The organism is Jiangella sp. DSM 45060, from assembly GCF_900105175.1.
Classification (GTDB): Bacteria; Actinomycetota; Actinomycetes; order Jiangellales; family Jiangellaceae; genus Jiangella.
Map to the genome: position 1 here is coordinate 7,270,511 of NZ_LT629771.1, position 17,668 is coordinate 7,288,178.

The 17,668-nt window shown below is 73.5% G+C and carries 17 protein-coding genes; 10 read left to right on the forward strand and 7 right to left on the reverse strand.

Features of this window, described 5'->3' with window-relative positions:
* The first annotated feature begins 2 nt into the window (after positions 1 to 2).
* Positions 3 to 1,166: an RtcB family protein gene (locus BLU82_RS32880; RefSeq protein ID WP_092624999.1), complete on the forward strand. Its 1,164-nt coding sequence runs from the start codon at positions 3 to 5 to the stop codon at positions 1,164 to 1,166.
* Here BLU82_RS32880 and BLU82_RS32885 read toward each other — a convergent pair.
* From BLU82_RS32885 to BLU82_RS32900, 4 genes are read right to left on the reverse strand one after another with little or no spacing between them, the layout of a single operon-like run.
* The gene (locus BLU82_RS32885; RefSeq protein WP_092625000.1) at positions 1,153 to 1,560 is read right to left on the reverse strand and encodes a RidA family protein; all 408 of its coding nucleotides are present in this window, start codon (positions 1,558 to 1,560) and stop codon (positions 1,153 to 1,155) included. The genes BLU82_RS32880 and BLU82_RS32885 overlap by 14 nt on opposite strands.
* Positions 1,560 to 2,345 carry an ABC transporter permease gene (locus BLU82_RS32890; RefSeq protein WP_092625001.1) on the reverse strand — a complete coding sequence of 262 codons (786 nt, stop codon included), beginning with the start codon at positions 2,343 to 2,345 and terminating at the stop codon, positions 1,560 to 1,562. Before BLU82_RS32890 ends, BLU82_RS32885 begins: the two co-directional genes overlap by 1 nt.
* On the reverse strand, positions 2,342 to 3,172 hold the full coding sequence (locus tag BLU82_RS32895; protein WP_092625002.1) for an ABC transporter permease: 831 nt from the start codon (positions 3,170 to 3,172) through the stop codon (positions 2,342 to 2,344). The genes BLU82_RS32890 and BLU82_RS32895 overlap by 4 nt, the downstream gene beginning before the upstream one ends.
* Positions 3,169 to 4,260: an ABC transporter substrate-binding protein gene (locus BLU82_RS32900; RefSeq protein ID WP_172885754.1), complete on the reverse strand. Its 1,092-nt coding sequence runs from the start codon at positions 4,258 to 4,260 to the stop codon at positions 3,169 to 3,171. The genes BLU82_RS32895 and BLU82_RS32900 overlap by 4 nt, the downstream gene beginning before the upstream one ends.
* Before the next feature lie 219 nt (positions 4,261 to 4,479).
* On the opposite strand from BLU82_RS32900, the gene BLU82_RS32905 reads away from it, so the two are divergent.
* Genes BLU82_RS32905 through BLU82_RS32940 form a run of 8 tightly spaced genes read left to right on the forward strand, consistent with a single transcriptional unit; the run spans position 4,480 to position 11,018 of the window.
* A complete protein-coding gene (locus tag BLU82_RS32905; protein WP_092625004.1) occupies positions 4,480 to 5,334 on the forward strand; it encodes an ABC transporter ATP-binding protein in 855 nt (284 codons plus the stop codon).
* Positions 5,334 to 6,353, forward strand: coding sequence for an alcohol dehydrogenase catalytic domain-containing protein (locus tag BLU82_RS32910; RefSeq protein ID WP_092625005.1), 1,020 nt, complete (start codon positions 5,334 to 5,336; stop codon positions 6,351 to 6,353). The genes BLU82_RS32905 and BLU82_RS32910 overlap by 1 nt, the downstream gene beginning before the upstream one ends.
* The gene (locus BLU82_RS32915; RefSeq protein WP_092625006.1) at positions 6,343 to 6,939 is read left to right on the forward strand and encodes an OsmC family protein; all 597 of its coding nucleotides are present in this window, start codon (positions 6,343 to 6,345) and stop codon (positions 6,937 to 6,939) included. Before BLU82_RS32910 ends, BLU82_RS32915 begins: the two co-directional genes overlap by 11 nt.
* A complete protein-coding gene (locus BLU82_RS32920) occupies positions 6,936 to 8,057 on the forward strand; it encodes a CaiB/BaiF CoA-transferase family protein (RefSeq protein ID WP_092625007.1) in 1,122 nt (373 codons plus the stop codon). Before BLU82_RS32915 ends, BLU82_RS32920 begins: the two co-directional genes overlap by 4 nt.
* On the forward strand, positions 8,054 to 8,929 hold the full coding sequence (locus BLU82_RS32925) for an amidohydrolase family protein (RefSeq protein WP_197682622.1): 876 nt from the start codon (positions 8,054 to 8,056) through the stop codon (positions 8,927 to 8,929). The genes BLU82_RS32920 and BLU82_RS32925 overlap by 4 nt, the downstream gene beginning before the upstream one ends.
* A 1-nt stretch (position 8,930) precedes the next feature.
* Positions 8,931 to 9,776 (forward strand): hypothetical protein, encoded by an 846-nt coding sequence (locus tag BLU82_RS32930; RefSeq protein ID WP_092625008.1) that lies wholly within the window; start codon positions 8,931 to 8,933, stop codon positions 9,774 to 9,776.
* Entirely contained in the window at positions 9,773 to 10,108 is a 336-nt protein-coding gene (locus tag BLU82_RS32935; RefSeq protein ID WP_092625009.1) for a hypothetical protein, read from the forward strand. The genes BLU82_RS32930 and BLU82_RS32935 overlap by 4 nt, the downstream gene beginning before the upstream one ends.
* A gap of 22 nt (positions 10,109 to 10,130) precedes the next feature.
* Entirely contained in the window at positions 10,131 to 11,018 is an 888-nt protein-coding gene (locus BLU82_RS32940) for a LysR family transcriptional regulator (protein ID WP_092625010.1), read from the forward strand.
* Here BLU82_RS32940 and BLU82_RS32945 read toward each other — a convergent pair.
* Together BLU82_RS32945 and BLU82_RS32950 are read right to left on the reverse strand one after the other, a co-directional pair.
* Positions 11,013 to 11,795, reverse strand: a complete 783-nt coding sequence (locus tag BLU82_RS32945; protein ID WP_157741412.1) for an endonuclease/exonuclease/phosphatase family protein — start codon at positions 11,793 to 11,795, stop codon at positions 11,013 to 11,015. The two genes, BLU82_RS32940 and BLU82_RS32945, sit on opposite strands and share 6 nt — an antisense overlap.
* A gap of 54 nt (positions 11,796 to 11,849) precedes the next feature.
* A complete protein-coding gene (locus BLU82_RS32950) occupies positions 11,850 to 12,824 on the reverse strand; it encodes a helix-turn-helix domain-containing protein (protein ID WP_157741413.1) in 975 nt (324 codons plus the stop codon).
* 136 nt (positions 12,825 to 12,960) lie between these two features.
* Here BLU82_RS32950 and BLU82_RS32955 point away from each other — a divergent pair, with 136 nt between their 5' ends.
* On the forward strand, positions 12,961 to 17,019 hold the full coding sequence (locus tag BLU82_RS32955; RefSeq protein WP_092625013.1) for a S8 family serine peptidase: 4,059 nt from the start codon (positions 12,961 to 12,963) through the stop codon (positions 17,017 to 17,019).
* On the opposite strand, the gene BLU82_RS32960 is transcribed toward BLU82_RS32955, so the two are convergent.
* A complete protein-coding gene (locus tag BLU82_RS32960) occupies positions 17,006 to 17,647 on the reverse strand; it encodes a pyridoxamine 5'-phosphate oxidase family protein (protein WP_197682623.1) in 642 nt (213 codons plus the stop codon). The genes BLU82_RS32955 and BLU82_RS32960 overlap by 14 nt on opposite strands.
* Positions 17,648 to 17,668 lie beyond the last annotated feature (21 nt).

Sequence of the window (17,668 nt, forward strand, 5' to 3'; positions counted from 1 at the left end):
GCATGGAGCAGTTGTCGAAGCATCTCGTGAACTGGGCCAGCATCCTGGACCCCAAGACGCGTGAGCAGGCCGAGGCGACGGCTGCCATGCCGTTCATCCACCCGCACGTTGCGCTGATGCCCGACGCCCATCTGGGGCTCGGCGCCACGGTCGGGTCGGTGATCCCGACGGTCCGGGCGATCATCCCGGCCGCCGTCGGAGTCGACATCGGCTGCGGCATGATCGCCGTTCGCACGCAGTTCACGCTGGCCGACCTCGCCGGTCGCGACCGCGCCGAACTGCGGCGAGCGGTCGAGGCCGCCGTCCCGCTGGCAGCGGGCAACTACAACAGCGAGCTGACCCCATCGGCGGCCGAGCGGGTCGCAGCGCTCGAGGGCATGCAGGGCGCCGACGCCGCCGACGCGACGGCCGGCAACTGGCGGCTGCAGCTGGGCAGCCTCGGTTCCGGCAATCATTTCATCGAGGTGTGCGCCGACGAAGAGGACCGCGTGTGGCTGTTCCTGCACTCCGGGAGCCGCGGCGTCGGCAACCGCATCGCGCAGCGGCACATCAAGGTCGCCCGCGATCTGTGTGCCCGCTGGTACATCGAGCTGCCGCACCCCGATCTCGCCTACTTGGTCGAGGGCACCGACGAGTTCTGGGCCTACATCCGGCAGATGCGGTGGGCGCAGCGCTTCGCCTTCCTCAACCGCGAGGAGATGATGGACCGGCTGGCCGGATGCCTGTCGGAGTGGGCCGGCGCCGATGTCGTGGAGCACGAGCGCATCAACTGCCACCACAACTACACCGAGCGCGAGCGGCACTTCGGCCAGGACGTGTGGTTGAGCCGCAAGGGCGCCATCCACGCGGGCGAGGGCGTGCCGGGACTGATCCCGGGTTCCATGGGCACGGCGTCGTACGTGGTGACGGGCAAGGGCAACGCGCTCGCGCTGAACTCGTCGCCACACGGCGCGGGCCGCACCCACTCGCGGCGCAAGGCACGCGCCACGTTCACCCACGAGCAGCTGCGCAAGCGCATGGCCGGCATCGAGTGGCGCGACACCGACGCGTTCCTCGACGAGATCCCCGACGCCTACAAGGACATCGACGTCGTCATGGCCGACTCGGTGGACCTCGTCGAGGTGCGGCACACGCTGCGCCAGTTGGTGAACGTCAAGGGGGAGTGACGGACAGGACGGCGACGGCTTCGACCTCGATGCGGTAGCGGGGGTCGGCGAACCCGGCTACGCGTACCAGCGTGCTGGCCGGGTGCGCCGCCCCGGTGAAGTAGCGCGACCGCACCTCGCGCAGCTCGTCGCGGTGGGCCTGGTAGTCCTCGCCGACGTAGACGGTGACCTTGACGACGTCGTCGAGGGTGCCGCCGGCCGCGACGAGCACGGCGCGGAGGTTGGCGAAGACGAGGTCGGCCTGCTCGACGATGTCGTCGGGCATGGTGCCGTCGGGCCGGAACCCCATGATGCCGCTGACGTAGACGGTGCTGCCGCCGGTCACCTTCACCGCCTGGCTGAACTGCCACGTCGGCGCATAGACGTCAGGCGGCGTCACGACCTCGCGGCGCATCAGCCCACCGACCTGACGCCGGCCTCGTACCACGGCGCCCACTTGCGCCGGGCGGCCGAGATGGTCAGCAGCAGACCATTCGCCACGATCACCATGACCAGCACGATCGCCAGCGCCTCGTCCATCCGGAAGTCGAACGCGACCTGCTCCAGCCGGTGTCCCAGCCCGCCGGCGCCGCCGAGGAACTCGCCCAGCACGACGCCGGTGAAGGCGAGCGCCGAGCCGCGCTGGATGCCGGCGAGCGAGAACGGCAGCGTCGCCGGCAGCACGATCTTCAGCCCGAGCGCCGGCCCGCGGAACCCGAAGACGCGGCCGGCCCGGATCAGCGAGCCGTTCACGGTCTCGACCCCCTCCATGGTGTTGAGCAGGATCGGGAACACCGCCAGCAGGAACGCCAGGGCGATCTTCGACGCGCTGCCCAGGCCCAGGGCGAGGATGAACAACGGCGCCAGCGCCACCTTCGGCGTCGAGTAGAGCAGCCAGAGGAACGGCGCCACGGTGAAGTGCAGGACGGGGAACCAGCCGACAGTCAGCCCCACGACCAGCCCGACGACGATCGCGAGCGCCAGTCCGGCGAACAGGTTCTGCAGGCTGAACACGAACGCGTCCCAGAACTCCGGGTCGCCGAGCAGGTCGACGAACGCGGCGCCGACGTCGGTCGGCGGCGGCAGGAACGCCTCCTCGACCAGCCCGAGCCGGGTGACGGCGAGCTGCCAGAACACCAGCAGCACCACGACGACGGCCGCCAGCAGCAGGACGTAGCGCAGGTCGGAGCGACGGCTCATCGTGCCCCCTTCGTCCAGGGCGCCACCCAGCGCCCGACGCCGCCGATCAGCTGGGTCATACCGACGCTCCAGAGGACGACCATCGCGATGGCGGCGAACGACTGGTCGGTCTGGTAGCTGTTCGCCGTCCGGACGATCAGCGCGCCCATGCCCGTCGAGGTGCCGGCCAGCTCCGCGACGATCAGCGCGATCGTCGCCATCACCGCGCCCTGCCGCATCCCGGCGATGAGGAACGCCACCGTCGACGGCAGGAACACCTTGCGGTACAGCTGCAGCCGGCCGCCGCCGTACACGCGGGCGGCGTTGACGAGCGACGGGCTGGTGGTGCGCATGCCGGCCGACACGTTCAGCAGGATCGGGAACAGCGCGCCCATGACCACCAGGAACACCACCGGCCCGGTGCCGAACCCGAACCACGCCAGCGCCAGCGGCTGGTACGCGAGCATCGGCGTCGCGTAGATCGTCCAGGCCATCGGCCCGACGACGCGGTCGACGGCGAGCGACGAGCCCATCAGCAGCCCGAGCGGCACCCCGATCACCGTCGCCAGCCCGAAGCCGGTCAGCCAGGACCGGATCGACGTGGCGATGTGCTCACCCAGCTGCCCGGACGCCAGCAGTTCGTCGAACCCCTCCAGGATGCTCAGCGGCGGCGGCAGGAAGATCGGGTTGACCACCCGCCACGACCCGACGAGGAGCTGCCAGAGCGCCAGCACCACCAGCACCTCGCCGGTGACGATCAGCGCCTTGTACCGAGGGTCCAGGGCGGCCAGCCGGGCCGCGAGGCTCGGCCCCGCGGCCCGGGATGGACCGGACGCGACGGACGTCACGGGTAGACCAGCTCCTCAGAGGGCATCGCGGCCTCCAGGCCGAGCAGCTCCTGCGCCTTGTTCAGGTAGGACAGGTCGACGTGCTCGTCGAACGGCAGCGGGTCCAGCTGCTGTGTCTCGATGGTGGTGTCCCACGCCTCCTGGTCGAAGTACAGGTTCGGGCAGGCCAGGTGCCCGTCCAGCACCCACGGGTGGTCCTGCACACGCAGCTCGTCGACCTCGAAGTCGTTGGCCGCGTAGATGTCGAGGATCTCGTCCTTGTTCTCCGGGACCTCGCCGACGCCGGGCGCGAGGATGTGCTCCAGCGACTTCATGGTGGCGCGCAGGAACCGGACCGCCGTGTTCGGGTTGTCGGCCAGCCAGCCCTTGCCGGCGACGTGCAGGTCGTTGGCCCACGGCCGCAGCGCCTCGACGACGATGTTCGCGCCGTACTCGTCCAGCGCGGGCCGGTCGTCGCCGTAGAACGGGATCAGGGAGACGCGGTCGGTGACGAAGAACTCGCGCCAGGTGGCGGAGTCGGGGCCCGGGTAGACGATGTCGACGTCGACGCCTTCGAGGTCCCAGCCCTCCTCCTTCAGCACCCGCTGGCGCTGGAACTCGGCCGGGTCGCCGGTGGTGCCGGCCAGCACGACGTCGGTGCCGGCCAGCTGGTCGACGGAGGTGACGCCGGGCTGCACGGCGAAGTCGAAGTTCTGCCGGCAGAAGTGCCCGGCGAGCGGCATGACGCCGACCCCCGCGCGCACCGCTTCGATCACCGCGCCGGCACTTTCCACGCCGATGTCGGCGCTTCCGCTCGACACCGCGGCATTGACGTTGTCGGCGGTGATCACTTCCACGGAAAGACCTTCGTCCTCGTAGAAGCCCAACTCCGTGCCCACGACGTACATGGAGTACATGGTGATGTCCGGAAAGGGGATCGCGACGGTGATTTCGGTGTCCTCGGCGGCTCCCGGTTCGCCGTCACCGAGGTCGGCCGCCTCGACCGGATCGTCGTCCCCGGCCGTAGACGGCACGTCGGTGCAGGCCGCGAGCGTGATCATGGCCGTGCCGGCGATCATGGCGACTGGCAGCACCAGTGATCTGCGCATTTCACATCTCCGTTCCACGAGGTTCCGCCGATGCCCACCGGGGTTCCGGGCCGATCAGTATTCGGATCACCATATTGATTGCGCGGCCGGAGTCGAGGCCCGCGTTCTCCCCATTCCCGTATCACGCGATGCGGATTTCGCTCGGTACGTTTCCTTCCGCCGGTCGCCGCTTTTTCCTACGCTCGACCAAACGCATCGCAGATCGACGGGAGACACCGCATGGGCATCTCGCTCGCCACCGAGGCCGGCCAGCCGCCGGGGCGCCGCCCGCAGGACCGCCGGCCGCTCATCAGCGTCCGCGGCCTGTCGGTCCGCTACGGCGCCGGCCGGAAGGGCAAGCAGGTGGTCGCGATCGAGGACGTGAACCTCGACGTGTTCCCGGGTGAGGTGCTGACGGTGCTCGGGCCCAGCGGCTGCGGCAAGACCACGATGATGAACACCGTCGCCGGCATCGTGCCCGCGACGGAGGGCACGGTCACGGTCGACGGCGCGCCGGTCACCGGCCCCGGGCCGGACCGCGCGGTCGTCTTCCAGGACTACGCGCTGATGCCGTGGCGGACGGTCGCGGCGAACGTGCGCTTCGGCATGGAGATGCAGACGAAGCTGCGCGGCCGCGACGCCGACCGGCAGGTGAAGGACGCGATCGAGCTGGTCGGGCTGACCGGCTTCGAGAACGCCTACCCGCGTGAGCTGTCCGGCGGCATGCAGCAGCGGGTCGGCCTCGCCCGGGCGCTGGTCGCCGAGCCGGCGATCCTGCTGATGGACGAGCCGCTCGGCGCGGTCGACGCGCTCACCCGCGAGGTCATGCGCGGCGAGCTGGAGCGGATCATCTCCACGACCGGCAAGACGGTCATGTTCATCACGCACAGCATCGAGGAGGCGATCCTGCTCGGCGACCGGGTGGCGGTGTTCAGCCGCCATCCCGGCACGGTGGCGGAGATCCTCGACGTCGACCTGCCCCGCCCGCGCTCCGAGCGGGCCGCCCAGGGCGACTCGCGCTACGTCGAGCTGCGCAACCACCTCTGGGACGTGCTCGAGAACGACGCCCGCGACGCCGCGAAGGACCAGCGGTGATGACCGGCGCGGCGGTGGTCGCGCCGGGCGGGGCCGACGGTGTCGTCGTCGGGCCGCTGCCGCTGCCGCGCCCGGCCGCCGGCGAGGTGCTGGTCGCGGTGCGGACGGTCGGCGCGAACCACCTCGACCTGCACGTCATGAACGGACGGGGTCCCGGTGCGGCGGCGCGGCTGCCGCTGGTCCCCGGCATCGACCCGGCCGGCGAGATCGTCGAGCAGGGCCCGGACGTGCCCGGCGACCGGCGCGGCGAGCAGGTCGTCGTCAAGCCGAACATCGCCTGCGGGACCTGCCGGTACTGCCGGGCCGGCGAGGACGCCGACTGCACCGACCAGCGGGTCGTCGGCGGGCACCGCGACGGCGGCGCGGCGCAGTACGTCGCGGTGCCGGCCCGCGCCGCGATCCCCATCGGCGGGCTCGGCCACGCCACCGCCACCGCCGCCGTGCACAGCGTCCCCATCGCGCTGCACGCCATCGCGGCGGCCGGCGGCATCGAGGCCGACGCGACGGTCCTGGTCACCGGCGCGACCGGCGCCATCGGATCGGCCGCCGTGCAACTGGCCCGGCACGCCGGCGCGCGCGTGCTCGCCGCGTCGACGTCGGCGGACGTCACGACCGCGGGCGCCGAGCCGCTGCGCTATGCCGAACCGGACGACCTGCCGGAGCTGGTCGCGGCCCGTGCACCCGGCGGTGCGGACGTCGTCGTCGACGGCACCGGCCGGGCCGACGTGCTGACGGCGGCGGCGCGCTGCCTGGCCTGGCGCGGCCGGCTGGTGCTGTGCGCCGCGTCGTCCGCCGGGCAACTGCGGCTGGACCCGCGGATGTTCTACCAGCGGCGGCACACGGTCGTCGGCGCGGCGTCGGCCGGCTACGAGGACGTCGTCCGGGCCCTGGAGCTGGTGGCCGCCGGCGTCGTCGTCCCCGAGATCGCCGCCGAGTATCCGCTGGCCGAGATCCACGCCGCCTGGGCGGCCCTGGGCGACCGCGGCCGGCGCGGGAAGGTCGTGATCCGTGTCCGATGAGCTGACCAACGCACCGCACCTGCGCGAGGTCGTGCTGTCGACCCGCGAGCGGCTGTCCCGCGAGCCCGGCGCGGCGCGCATGCGCCCCTGGGTGTCCACCCGGCTGGAGCAGGATGTGCGGGCCGTCGCCCGGTTCATGCAGTACGACCAGCCGTACGAGTTCCGCTGCGACGAGTCGGTCGCCCGGGCCGGCCTCGGCTCGGCGCCCAGCCCGATGCGGTACCTGCTCAGCGGGTTGGCGTTCTGCCTACAGGTCTGGTGCGCGAAGGTGGCCGCCCTGCACGACGCGGCCCTGCATGAGCTGCAGATCGATGTACGCACCCTGCTGGACATGCGCGGCGAACACCTGGTCGACGACGTCCCGGCACACCCGCAGTGGTTCGTCCTCGACGTGCGGCTGCGCAGCCCCGCGTCGCCCGACGCCGTCATCTCCGTCGTCCGGGAGGCCGCGCGCCGCTGCCCGGTCACGTCGCTGGTGCGAGCGGCCGTCCCCGTGCACCTGCTGATCACCCACAACGGCACCACCACGTACGACGACCGACCCGATGAGCTGAGCGAGGAGCACGAGGAGATGACGACCCGATGACCGGCCCGCTGGCCGGCCTGCGCGTGATCGAGCTGGCCCAGTACATCTCCGGGCCGTTCGCCGGCAAGCTGCTGGCCGACCTCGGCGCGGACGTGCTGAAGGTGGAGTCGCCCAGCGGTGACCCGATGCGACGGTGGGAGGGCGGCGACGCCGACACCAGCCCGCAGTTCGCCGCGTACAACCGCAACAAGTCCGGCCTCGTGCTGGACCTCAAGACAGACGCCGGGCGGGACGAGCTGACCCGCCTGGTGGCGACGGCGGACGTCCTGATCGAGAACTTCCGGCCCGGCGTCACCGCCCGCCTCGGCGTCGGCTACCCCGAGCTGGAACGGGTCAACCCGCGGCTGATCGTCTGCTCGATCACCGGGTTCGGACCGGACGGCCCGTACGCCGGCCGCCCCGCGTACGACACCGTCATCTCCGCGCTCAGCGGTATGTACAGCCAGGTCGTGCCGGCCGGAACGATGCGCCCGCTCGGCCCGGCCTTCTCCGACCTGCTGTCCGGGATGTCCGCCGCGCAGGCCGTCCTCGCCGCCCTGCACGCCCGGCAGCGGACCGGGCGGGGCGAGCACGTGGAGGTGTCGATGCTCGGCTCCGTCGTCGACTTCCTCACCGAGCCGGTGTCGACGTACCTGCGCACCGGCGAGGTGTCCCAGCCGGACAGCCGGCCGCGGCGGGCCCAGGCGTTCGCCTGCGTCGGCTCCGACGGCGGCGCGTTCGTCGTGCACCTGTCGGTGCCGGAGAAGTTCTGGACCGGACTGCTGGACGTGCTGGAGCGGCCCGACCTCGCGCACGACCCGCGCTTCGCCACCCGCGAGAACCGGGTGCGGCAGTACGACGCGCTGGACGCGGTCCTCAAGGAGATCACCGCCGCCCGGCCGCGGGAGCACTGGCTGCGCCGGCTGACCGCCGCCGACATCCCGCACGCCGCGCTCAACGGCGTCGAGGACCTGCTGGCCGATCCGCAGGTCGCGCACCTCGCGCTGACCGAGCCAGTGGCCGAGGCGGACGGCCGCGAGGTGTTGCAGCCGCGGTTGTCCACCGTCTTCCACCGCAGCGGCGCGCCCGGCTACCGGCCGGCGCCGCCGCTGGCGGCCGGCGAGGCGGTGGCGTCGTGACGGTGCCCCGCGACCTCGTCGCCGTCGACGTCCACACCCATCCGCAGACCGAGGAGTTCCTCGCCGCGATGGGCCCGCGCCGGACCCAGATGGCGCAGCACTTCCGCCAGCAACGGCCGGTCGTCTCGTTCGCCGAGCAGGCCGACCAGTACCGGTCGCGACGGATGATGGCGGTGATCGTCAACTCCGATTCCGAGACCACGTCCGGCATCCGCGGCGCGCCGAACGACCTGCTCGGCAAGGCGCAGGCCGACCATCCCGACGTCTTCCTCGCCTTCGCCGGGATCGACCCGTGGAAGGGCGCGGCGGCCGTGGCCGAGATCCGCCGCTGCCACTCCGAGTACGGCATCGCCGGCGTGGGCGAGCTGAACCCCTCGCGGCAGCGGTTCCTCCCCAACGACCGGAGGTTCTTCCCGATCTGGGAGACCTGCGCCGAGCTGGGGCTGGTCGTGATGTTCCACGGCGGCTTCCCCGGCGCCGGCGCCGGGACGCCGGGCGGCGGCGGGCACCGCCTGGAGAACGCCCGTCCGATCCCGTACGTCGACGACGTCGCGGCCGAGTTCCCCGACCTGCGGATCATCTCCGCGCACCCGGCGTGGCCATGGCACCTGGACAACATCGCGATGGTCTGGCACAAGTCCAACGTGTACCTGGACCTGTCCGGCTGGGGGCCGAAGTACCTGCCGCCGGAGGTCGTGCGCTACGCCGACTCGGTGATCAGCGACCGCGTGCTGTTCGGCACCGACTGGCCGGTCCTGACGGCGGAGCGCTGGCTGGCCGAGTTCGACGAGCTGGGCTGGAAGGACACGTCGCGGCGGAAGATCCTGCGCGACAACGCGCTGCGGCTGTTCGGCCTGTCCGAGGGGGAGTGACGTGGCCGAGCTGGTGCTGACCGCGGCGACGCCGCACAACCCGCTGCTGTGGCGGGTGCTGACCGACCCACCGCCGGACGACCTGCGCGCCGTGGCGGCCAACTTCGCCCGCATCCGCGCGGCGCTGGAGGCCGCCGCCGTCGACGTCATCGTGGTGATCGGGACCGACCACATCAGGCAGTTCTACTCCGACAACAACCCGGCGTTCGTGATCGGGCTGGGCGACGAGTACCACGGGACGTTCGAGAACGAGGTGCGCACGTTCGGGCTGCCGTACCGGGAGGTCCGTGGCCACCGGGCGCTGGCCGAGGCGATCGCCGGGCGCGAGCTGCTGACCGGGCCGATCGACTTCGCCGTCAGCCACGAGTGGCGGCTGGACCACAGCTTCGTGCTGCCGCTGCTCTACCTGACGCCGCAGTTCGACGTGCCGATCGTGCCGATCCACGTCAACGGCGTGCTGCCGCCGCTGCCGGGGGCGGACCGCTACGTCGCGCTGGGCGAGCAGGTGCGCGACGGCATCGCCCGCTGGGACTCCGGCGCGCGGGTCGCGCTGCTCACGTCCGGGCACATGGCGACGGAGATCGGCGGGCCGCGGCAGTTCCTCGGTGGTGCGTCGTCCGACTCCGGGTTCGACGCCGAGGCCGTCGGCTGGATGCGTGACGGCGACCTCGACGCGGCCGTCGCCGGGTGCACGTACGAGCGGGTCACCTGCGCCGGCAACATGACCTACCAGTACGTCAACGTCGTGGCCGCGCTCGCCGCCGCCGGTGGCCGGCCCGCCGACCTCGCCGAGGCGACGCCGTCGCGGTTCGCCCCCAGCCCCTTCTTCCTGTGGACCGAGCCATGAGCGCGTACATGATCAACAAGTTCATGCGCGCGGTGGAGATGAGCGACGACGCCGTCCGCGGCTACGTCGCCGACCCCGCCGCGTTCGTCGCGGCGTGGCTGGGTGGCGCGCCCGGGCCGGACCAGCGTCCGGACGACCGCGTACTCACCGAGGCGGAACGGGCGGCGTTCGAGGCCCGCGACTACGCGGCGCTCTACGCGCTCGGCGCCCACCCGTACCTGCTGTGGCACTTCACCGAGGCCGTGTACATCCACGAGACGTCGTGGCCCGAGCTGAACGAGCGCTACCGTGAAGCCGTACGCCCGCACGGATACCCGGACGCCATCGTGTGACGTGCGGGCACGAGGATGAGGCATGGAGCTGGAGGACCTCACGGCGTACATCGCCGTCGTCGAGCACAACGGATTCCGGCGCGCGGCCGAGGCGCTGTACGTCTCGCAGCCGTCGCTGACCCGGCGCATCGCCCGGCTCGAACAGGAGCTGGGCGTGCTGCTCCTGGAGCGCAGCCGCCACGGCGTCAAGGTGACGACCCAGGGTGACGCGCTGCTGTCCACCGCCCGCCGGGTGCTCGCGACGGTCGAGGAGGCCCGCGCCGTCACCAGCGGCGCGTGGTCGCACACCATCGTCGTGGCCTGCACGCCGACCGCCGTCAGCACCTACCTCACCGACTTCCTGGCCGACTGGATCCCGCGGCACCGCTCGACCCGGGTCCGGCTGATCGAGGACACCCCGATCCGCACCCGGCAGCGGCTGATGGATCACGAGTGCGACGCCGCCATCGCGTCGCCGCCGATGCCGCGCGAGGTCGACAGCCTGCCGATCACCCGGGTCGAGGTCGGCGCGCTGATCCCGAGCGGGCACCGGCTGAACGAGCCCGGCCCGCTGCGCGTCACCGAGCTGGACCGCGAGCCGGTGCTCGTCACCGGCGAGCAGTTCCGCACCAGCAAGCTGCTGCGCTCGGCCTGTCAGATGGCCGGCGTCCAGCCCGAGGTGATCTTCGAGTGCAGCGCCGGCCAGACCATCGCGGCGCTCGTGGCCGCCGGCGTCGGCATCGGCGTCCTCAGCGACGCCGTCGACAGCCGCAGCAGTGACCTGCTCACCCGCCCGCTCTGCGACGCCGACGGCCGGCGGCTGGCCTTCGACCTCGCGATCAACTGGGTGCGCGGCCGGACCCTGCACCCGATGGTGCACGAGTTCGTCCACGACCTGTCCGCGTTCACGCGTCAGCTGCGGGAGTCATAGCTCGAGGTCGGCGACGACGGCGAAGTGGTCGGACGGGTGCAGGCCCTCGACCGCCTCGCCGACGACGGCGGCGTGCCGGACCTCCGGCGGCGGTCCGCCGGCGGACGGGCGCAACAGCACGTAGTCGATGCGCCGGTTCAGCTGCTTCGTCGCGCCCAGCGGGGCGATGGGCAGCGCGGCGCTCAGCGTGACGCCGTCGCCGTCCGCACCGCTCTGTGTCCACGCGTCGACGATCCCGTCGTGGCCGGTGAGCGCCGCGAGCTCCGGGGTGTCGGGTCCGGCGTTGAGATCGCCGAGCAGCAGCACCGGCAGCGCGGCGCCGAGCCCGCCGAGGTCGTCGAGCAGCCGGGCCAGCTCCCGCGTCTGCGCCAGGTGGTCGGCGGCGAGGTGCGCGTGGTGCTCGGCGCACACGCAGACGACGTGCAGGACACCTCCGGGATGCTCCACGGCGGCGACCAGCGCGACCGGGGCCGTCGCGCGGCTGGACGGCATGCGGTGCGTCCACGCGTGCCGGATCGGCCAGCGGCTGAGGATCGCCAGCCCGAGGTCGACGCCGTCGTGGCCGGGCTCCTCGACGGGGTCGGGCAGCGACGGCCCGCCGAACACCGAGTACAGGCCCAGCGGCGCCGCCAGCACCTCGGCCTGCGACGATTCCCGGCCGGCCCACGACTCCTGCAGGCCGACGATGTCCGGACGGTGCGCGGCCAGGGTCGCGGCGATGCCGATCTGCCGCTCCCGCCACCGCTCGCCGAACTGCCACCAGACGTTCCACGTCATCGCGCGCACGCTGCCCATGCGCGGTGCGTACCCGGAAGCCCGCGGGCCGATCGGTCAGACCCAGCCGCGCCGGGCTGCCTGCATGCCGGCCTGGAACCGGGTCTCGGCGTCGAGCAGCTGCAGCAGCCGCTGCATCCGCCGTCGCACGGTGCGGACGCCGACCTCGAGGTCGCGCGCGATGGCTTCGTCCTTCGCGCCGCTGACCAGCAACGACAGCAGCCGCCGGTCGTCGGCGGAGAGGTCCGGGCCGGCTGGGGAGGCCGGGGCGGCGGCGGTCAGCGGCAGCGCCCGCTCCCAGAAGAACTCGAACAGCATGACCATGGCGTCCAGCAGCGTGGACCGGCGGATGACGGCGCTCTGCGGGATGTCGGAGTCCAGCGTCAGCGGGATCAGCGCCACCCGCCGGTCGAAGACGGCGAGCTTCAGCGGCAGGCCGGGCAGCACCCGCGCGTCCTCGCCGGCGTCGCCGAGCGCCCGCACGTACGCCGTCGCGTCCTCGCGCAGCAGCGACTCGGGCGCGTACACCGTCCGCGAGGTGACGTTGCGGGCCAGCACCGACTGCTGCTGCGGGTTGTCCGGCGGCGCGGCGTACGGCGGGCGGTCGAACAGCAACAGCTCACTGGTGCACGAGCTCTGCAACTCCTCGAACCGCTGCGCCACCGCGGTGGCGCCGGTGAGGATCTCGACCAGCGCGCCGGGGTCGTCGTGGCGGCCGATGCGGTACTCGGCGCTGAGCTCGGCGGTCATCGCCAGCGCACCGAGGAGCTCCTGCTGGCGCTGGTGGACCAGGCTCTCGATGGCGGTCTCGGGCGTCACCGGCGCGTAGCGGCGCGGCCGGGCGCCGACGGGCCGGACGAAGCCGAGGTCCTGCAGGCGGCGCAGCGACGCCGTCAGCTCGGCCCGCCGGGGCGTCAGCTCCGCGAGGTCGGCCAGCGAGCCGCCGGGCCGCACCAGCAGCGCGCGGTAGACGCGTTCGTCCAGCTCGGAGACGCCGAGAGAGCCGAGTGGCCGGGGTTGGGGTCGAGTCACACCTTTCCCATCGGATGTCCTGAACCGGACGTTGTCCGCTGCGGGCCAGCGCCGAGTATAGACGGCGGCCCACCGCGACTGGCAGCGTGAACGCGCCCCCGACGCCTCCCGAGCCGGGGCGTGGGGAGAGGCTGACGTGCGCACTCACGAGCGGGTTCGATGGTTCACGACGGCGTCCGCGGCGGCCGCGCTGCTGCTCGCCCTGGTCCCCGCCGCGGACGGCGCGCAGACGGCCGCCGCGGAGCGGAAGATCGCGCCGGAGCTGCGCGACACCCTGGCCGAGGGGGCGCCGAGCGACCTCGTCATCGAGTTCGCCCAGCCCGACGGCCTGGCCGGTGAGCTGACCGCGGCCGCCGCCGTCCCGGACTGGACGGCGCGCGGCGAGGCCGTGGCCGGCGCGCTGCGGGACGCGGCACAGACCAGCCAGGCGGACGTCGTGGCCGAGCTCGAGGCGCGCGGGGTGCGCTACGAGTCGTTCTGGATCACCAACACGATCATCGTCGAGGGCGCGTCGGAGCAGCTGGCCGCGGTCGCGGTGGCCGACGGCGCCGTCACCGCCGTGCGCGAGCCGGACACCGTAGCGCTGGAGGAGCCGGTCGCGGCCGCGCCAGTCCGCACTGCGGCCGCCACCGGCGTCGAGTGGGGCGTCGCGAACATCCGCGCCGACCAGGTCTGGGAGCAGGACGGCGTCACGGGCGAGGGCGTCGTGGTCGCGAGCATCGACTCAGGCGCCCAGTTCGACCACCCGGCGCTGGTCGGGTCGTACCGCGGCAACCGCCACGACGGCACCTTCGACCACGCCTACAACTGGTGGGACCCGTCGAACGTCTGCGGCGACCCGTCCACCGCGCCGTGCGACAACGTCGGCCACGGCAGCCACACCATCGGCACCATGGTCGGCGACGACGGCGCAGGCAACCGCATCGGCGTCGCGCCGGGCGCCACGTGGATCTCGGCCAAGGGCTGCGAGTTCGACGGCTGCAGCGAGTTCGGCCTGACCTCGGCGGCGCAGTGGGTGCTGCAGCCGACCGACCTCGACGGCCGGAACCCGGACTCCGCGCGCCGCCCGGACATCGTCAACAACTCGTGGAGCGGCCCGGCCGGCGACGACTGGTTCCGCGACATCGTCAGGGCCTGGCGGGCGGCCGGGATCTTCCCGGTGTTCTCCAACGGCAACACCGGACCGGCCTGCGGCACCGCCGGCGCGCCGGGCGAGTACGCCGAGGTCTACGCCGTCGGCAACCACAACGTCAACGACCGCATCTCGTTCGACTCCAGCCGCGGCCCCGGCACCGGCGGCGACACCAAGCCGGACATCTCCGCGCCGGGCACCGCGGTGCGCTCCAGCGTCCCGGGCGGCGGCTACGCGGTCTACAGCGGGACGTCGATGGCCGCGCCGCACGTCGCGGGCACGGTGGCGCTGCTGTGGTCGGCGGCGCCGTCGCTCGCCGGCGACGTCGACGCGACCCGGCGGCTGCTCGACGACGGCGCGCGCGACACCGACGACACCAGCTGCGGCGGCACCGCCGACGACAACAACGTGTACGGCGAGGGCCGGCTGGACGCGCTCGCCGTCATCGCGTCGGCGCCCACCCGCGACGTCGGGACGCTGAGCGGCACCGTCACCGACGCCGCCACCGGCGCGCCGGTCGAGGGCGCGGAGCTGTCCGTCACCGGGCCGGCGTCGCGCGGCACGGCCACCGACGCGAGCGGCGCGTTCCGGCTCAGCCTGTCGGCCGGCAGCTACGACGTGACGGTGTCGGTGTTCGGCTACGCGCCGGTGCGGCTCGACGGCGTCGTCGTCGCCGCCGATGCCACGACGGTCGAGGATCTCGCGCTGACACCGCTGGAGCGGGTCGCCGTGAGCGGCGTCGTCACGGACGGGTCCGGCGCCGGCTGGCCGCTCGACGCGCGGGTCGACGTCGACGGGACGCCCCTGACGACGGTCACCGATCCGGTCACCGGCGCGTACGAGCTGCAGGTACCGGTCGGGGCCGCGACGCTGACCGTGACGCCGCGCTACCCCGGCTACCTGCCGGAGACGACGACCCTCGACCTGACCGCCGCGACGACGGCGGACGTCGCGGTCGCCGTCGACCCGGACACCTGCGTCGCGCCCGGCTACCGCCGCGGCTCCGGCGGGCTGCACGAGTCGTTCGACGACGCCGCGACGCCGGCCGGCTGGAGCCTCGTCGACCACGCCGGCACCGGCCAGGGCTGGACCTTCGACGACCCCGGCGGGCACGGCAACCGCACCGGCGGCGGCGGCGGGTTCGCCGTCCTCGACAGCGACGCCTACGGCGAGGACGGCGAGCAGGACGCGTCGCTCGTCGCGCCCGCCGTCGACCTCAGCGGCGTGGACCGGCCGGTGCTGGAGTTCCGCACGGACCTGCAGCACTACTGGTTCGAGCGGGGCGACGTCGACGTGTCGGTGGACGGCGGGGCGACCTGGCAGAACGTCTACCGGCAGCGGGCCGACCTGCGCGGCCCGGCGGTCGTGCGGGTGCCGGTGCCGGCCGCGGCGGATCGCTCCGGCGTGCTGGTGCGGTTCCACTACGTGGGCGGCGAGCACACCTGGTGGTGGCAGGTCGACGACGTGTACCTCGGCGACAGCGGCTGCGAGGCGGCGCCCGGCGGGCTGGTCGTCGGCGACGTCACCGGAACCCATACCGGTTCACCGGTGGCCGGCGCCGAGGTCACCGCCGGTGCGGGCGCCGCCACGACGGCCGAGGACGGGCGGTACTGGCTCTTCGCCGCCGCGGGACGGCAGCGGGTGACGGTGTCCGGCGGCGAGCTGGCGCCGTCGGTCCAGACCGTGCGGGTGGCGGCCGGCGCGGTCACGCCGTACGACGTCGCGCTCGGCGCCGGTCGCCTGGAGGCCACGCCCGCCGTCGTCGAGGCGACCGCCGGCCGGCCGGGCGTCGTCACCGCGACCTTCACCGTCACCAACACCGGCGACCGGCCGGCGGGCTTCCGGCTGGAGGAGCGCGACGGCGCCGGCTTCGCGTCGGCGCCGCCGGCCGCGGCCGACGCCGCGCCGCGGGCCGACGCCGTCCGCCGGGTGCCCGCCGAGGTGAGCCCGCTGCCCGGTGGCGCGCGGCCCACTCCGGACGCTGCGCGCGGGGCGAGGCTCGACGCGGCGCCCTGGGTGGACCTGGCCCCGTACCCGACCCGGGTGAAGGACAGCGTCGCCGGGGTGCTGGACGGACGGCTGTACTCGTTCGGCGGCTCGCTGGGCGACGGCCCGCCGCTGCGCACCGCCTACACGTACGACGAGGCGGCCGGGAGCTGGGCGCCGCTCGCCCCGTTGCCGACGGGGCGGCAGAAGCCGGCCGGGGCGTTCCTCGGCGGCCGGTTCGTCCTCAGCGGCGGCTGGGGCGACGACCTGCGGCCGGTCGCCGCGACGTCGATCTACGACCCGGCCACCGATACGTGGTCCGAAGGCGCGCCGAACCCGTCGCCGTGGGCGGCGTCCGGGACGGCGGTGCTCGACGGGCAGCTGTACGTCGTCGGCGGCTGCGCGGCCGAGACCTGCGGCAACACCGACGTGCTGCGCTACGACCCGGTCGCCGACGCCTGGACCCGGCTGGCCGACTACCCGCAGAACACCGCCTGGACCTCGTGCGGCGGCATCGACGGGCGCGTGTACTGCGCGGGCGGCATCGGTCCGGGCAGCGACAGCCTGTCCGCCTACGTCTACTCGCCCTCGGAGGATGAGTGGACGCCGGTGGCGGACCTGCCGCTGGACCAGTGGGCCGCGGCGTACGCCGTCGTCGACGGGCGGCTGATCGTGTCGGGCGGGGCAGCCGAGCGGTCGTCCGTCATCACCAACGAGACGCACGCCTACGACCCCGGCACCGACACGTGGACCCGGCTGCCCGCCTCGGGCTACGCGCTGTACCGGACGGCCGGCGCCTGCGGATTCGTCAAGGTCGGCGGGTCGGACGGCGTCTACTACGGCGACCTGGCGGTCGAGCGGCTGCCCGGCTACACCGACTGCGCGCCGTCGGCGGACCTGCCGTGGCTGCGGATCGTCAGCCCGGCCGGGGAGCTGAGGCCGGGCGAGAGCCGGACCGTGCGGGTGCTGCTGGACGGGCGCCGGCTCGCGGCCGGCGAGTACCTGGCCAGCCTGCGCGTCGACGAGTCGACGCCGTACGCGACGCCGCCGGTGGTGGTGCGGCTCACCGTCGGGTGATGGCCCGCACCGACGCCGGGACGGCGATGCCGTCGCGCAGGTCGGGCGCCGGGACGGGGTCGCCGTAGCCGCGCCGCAGCGGCACGACGCCCGCCCACGCGGGACCGCCGACGTCCTCGGGGAGGTCGTCGGGCCAGCGCTCGGACACCTTGAGCGACCAGTCGGCGATGGGCAGCGCGAGGATCAGCGTGGCGGCCAGCTCGCGCTTGGTCGGGCGGCGCAGCTCGCCGGAGCGGCCCGGCAGGATGCGGTCGACCAGCACGTCCAGCGCCCGCTCGCGGTCGTCGCCGTCGACGGGCGTGAACCGGCCGAACAGCACCGCGCTGCGGTAGTGGAAGGACGACTCGAACCCCGACCGCGCCACCACGACGGCGTCCATGGCCGTGACGCTGACCGACGCGGGCGCGCCGGCGCCGAGCGCCCGCAGCCACGACGAGCCGGTGGACCCGTGCACCAGCAGGTGGTCGCCGTCGCGGGCCACCAGCGTCGGGAACGCCACCGGGTAGCCGTCGACCACCACCGACACGTGCCCCAGCAGCACGTCGGCGAGGAGGTCGTGCAGCGCGGCGAGGTCGTGGACCGCCTTGTCGGACATGCGCGTCAGGCGGGTCGGCGGGTTCGTCACCATCGGGGCATTCTGCCCTGGCCA

What these genes read in the sequence shown, in the direction of transcription:
- BLU82_RS32880 (WP_092624999.1), top strand. Translation starts at nt 3, where the DNA reads ATGGAGCAGTTGTCGAAGCATCTCGTGAACTGGGCCAGCATCCTGGAC.
- BLU82_RS32885 (WP_092625000.1), bottom strand. Translation starts at nt 1,560, where the DNA reads ATGCGCCGCGAGGTCGTGACGCCGCCTGACGTCTATGCGCCGACGTGG.
- BLU82_RS32890 (WP_092625001.1), bottom strand. Translation starts at nt 2,345, where the DNA reads ATGAGCCGTCGCTCCGACCTGCGCTACGTCCTGCTGCTGGCGGCCGTC.
- BLU82_RS32900 (WP_172885754.1), bottom strand. Translation starts at nt 4,260, where the DNA reads ATGCGCAGATCACTGGTGCTGCCAGTCGCCATGATCGCCGGCACGGCC.
- BLU82_RS32905 (WP_092625004.1), top strand. Translation starts at nt 4,480, where the DNA reads ATGGGCATCTCGCTCGCCACCGAGGCCGGCCAGCCGCCGGGGCGCCGC.
- BLU82_RS32910 (WP_092625005.1), top strand. Translation starts at nt 5,334, where the DNA reads ATGACCGGCGCGGCGGTGGTCGCGCCGGGCGGGGCCGACGGTGTCGTC.
- BLU82_RS32920 (WP_092625007.1), top strand. Translation starts at nt 6,936, where the DNA reads ATGACCGGCCCGCTGGCCGGCCTGCGCGTGATCGAGCTGGCCCAGTAC.
- BLU82_RS32935 (WP_092625009.1), top strand. Translation starts at nt 9,773, where the DNA reads ATGAGCGCGTACATGATCAACAAGTTCATGCGCGCGGTGGAGATGAGC.
- BLU82_RS32940 (WP_092625010.1), top strand. Translation starts at nt 10,131, where the DNA reads ATGGAGCTGGAGGACCTCACGGCGTACATCGCCGTCGTCGAGCACAAC.
- BLU82_RS32945 (WP_157741412.1), bottom strand. Translation starts at nt 11,795, where the DNA reads ATGACGTGGAACGTCTGGTGGCAGTTCGGCGAGCGGTGGCGGGAGCGG.
- BLU82_RS32960 (WP_197682623.1), bottom strand. Translation starts at nt 17,647, where the DNA reads ATGGTGACGAACCCGCCGACCCGCCTGACGCGCATGTCCGACAAGGCG.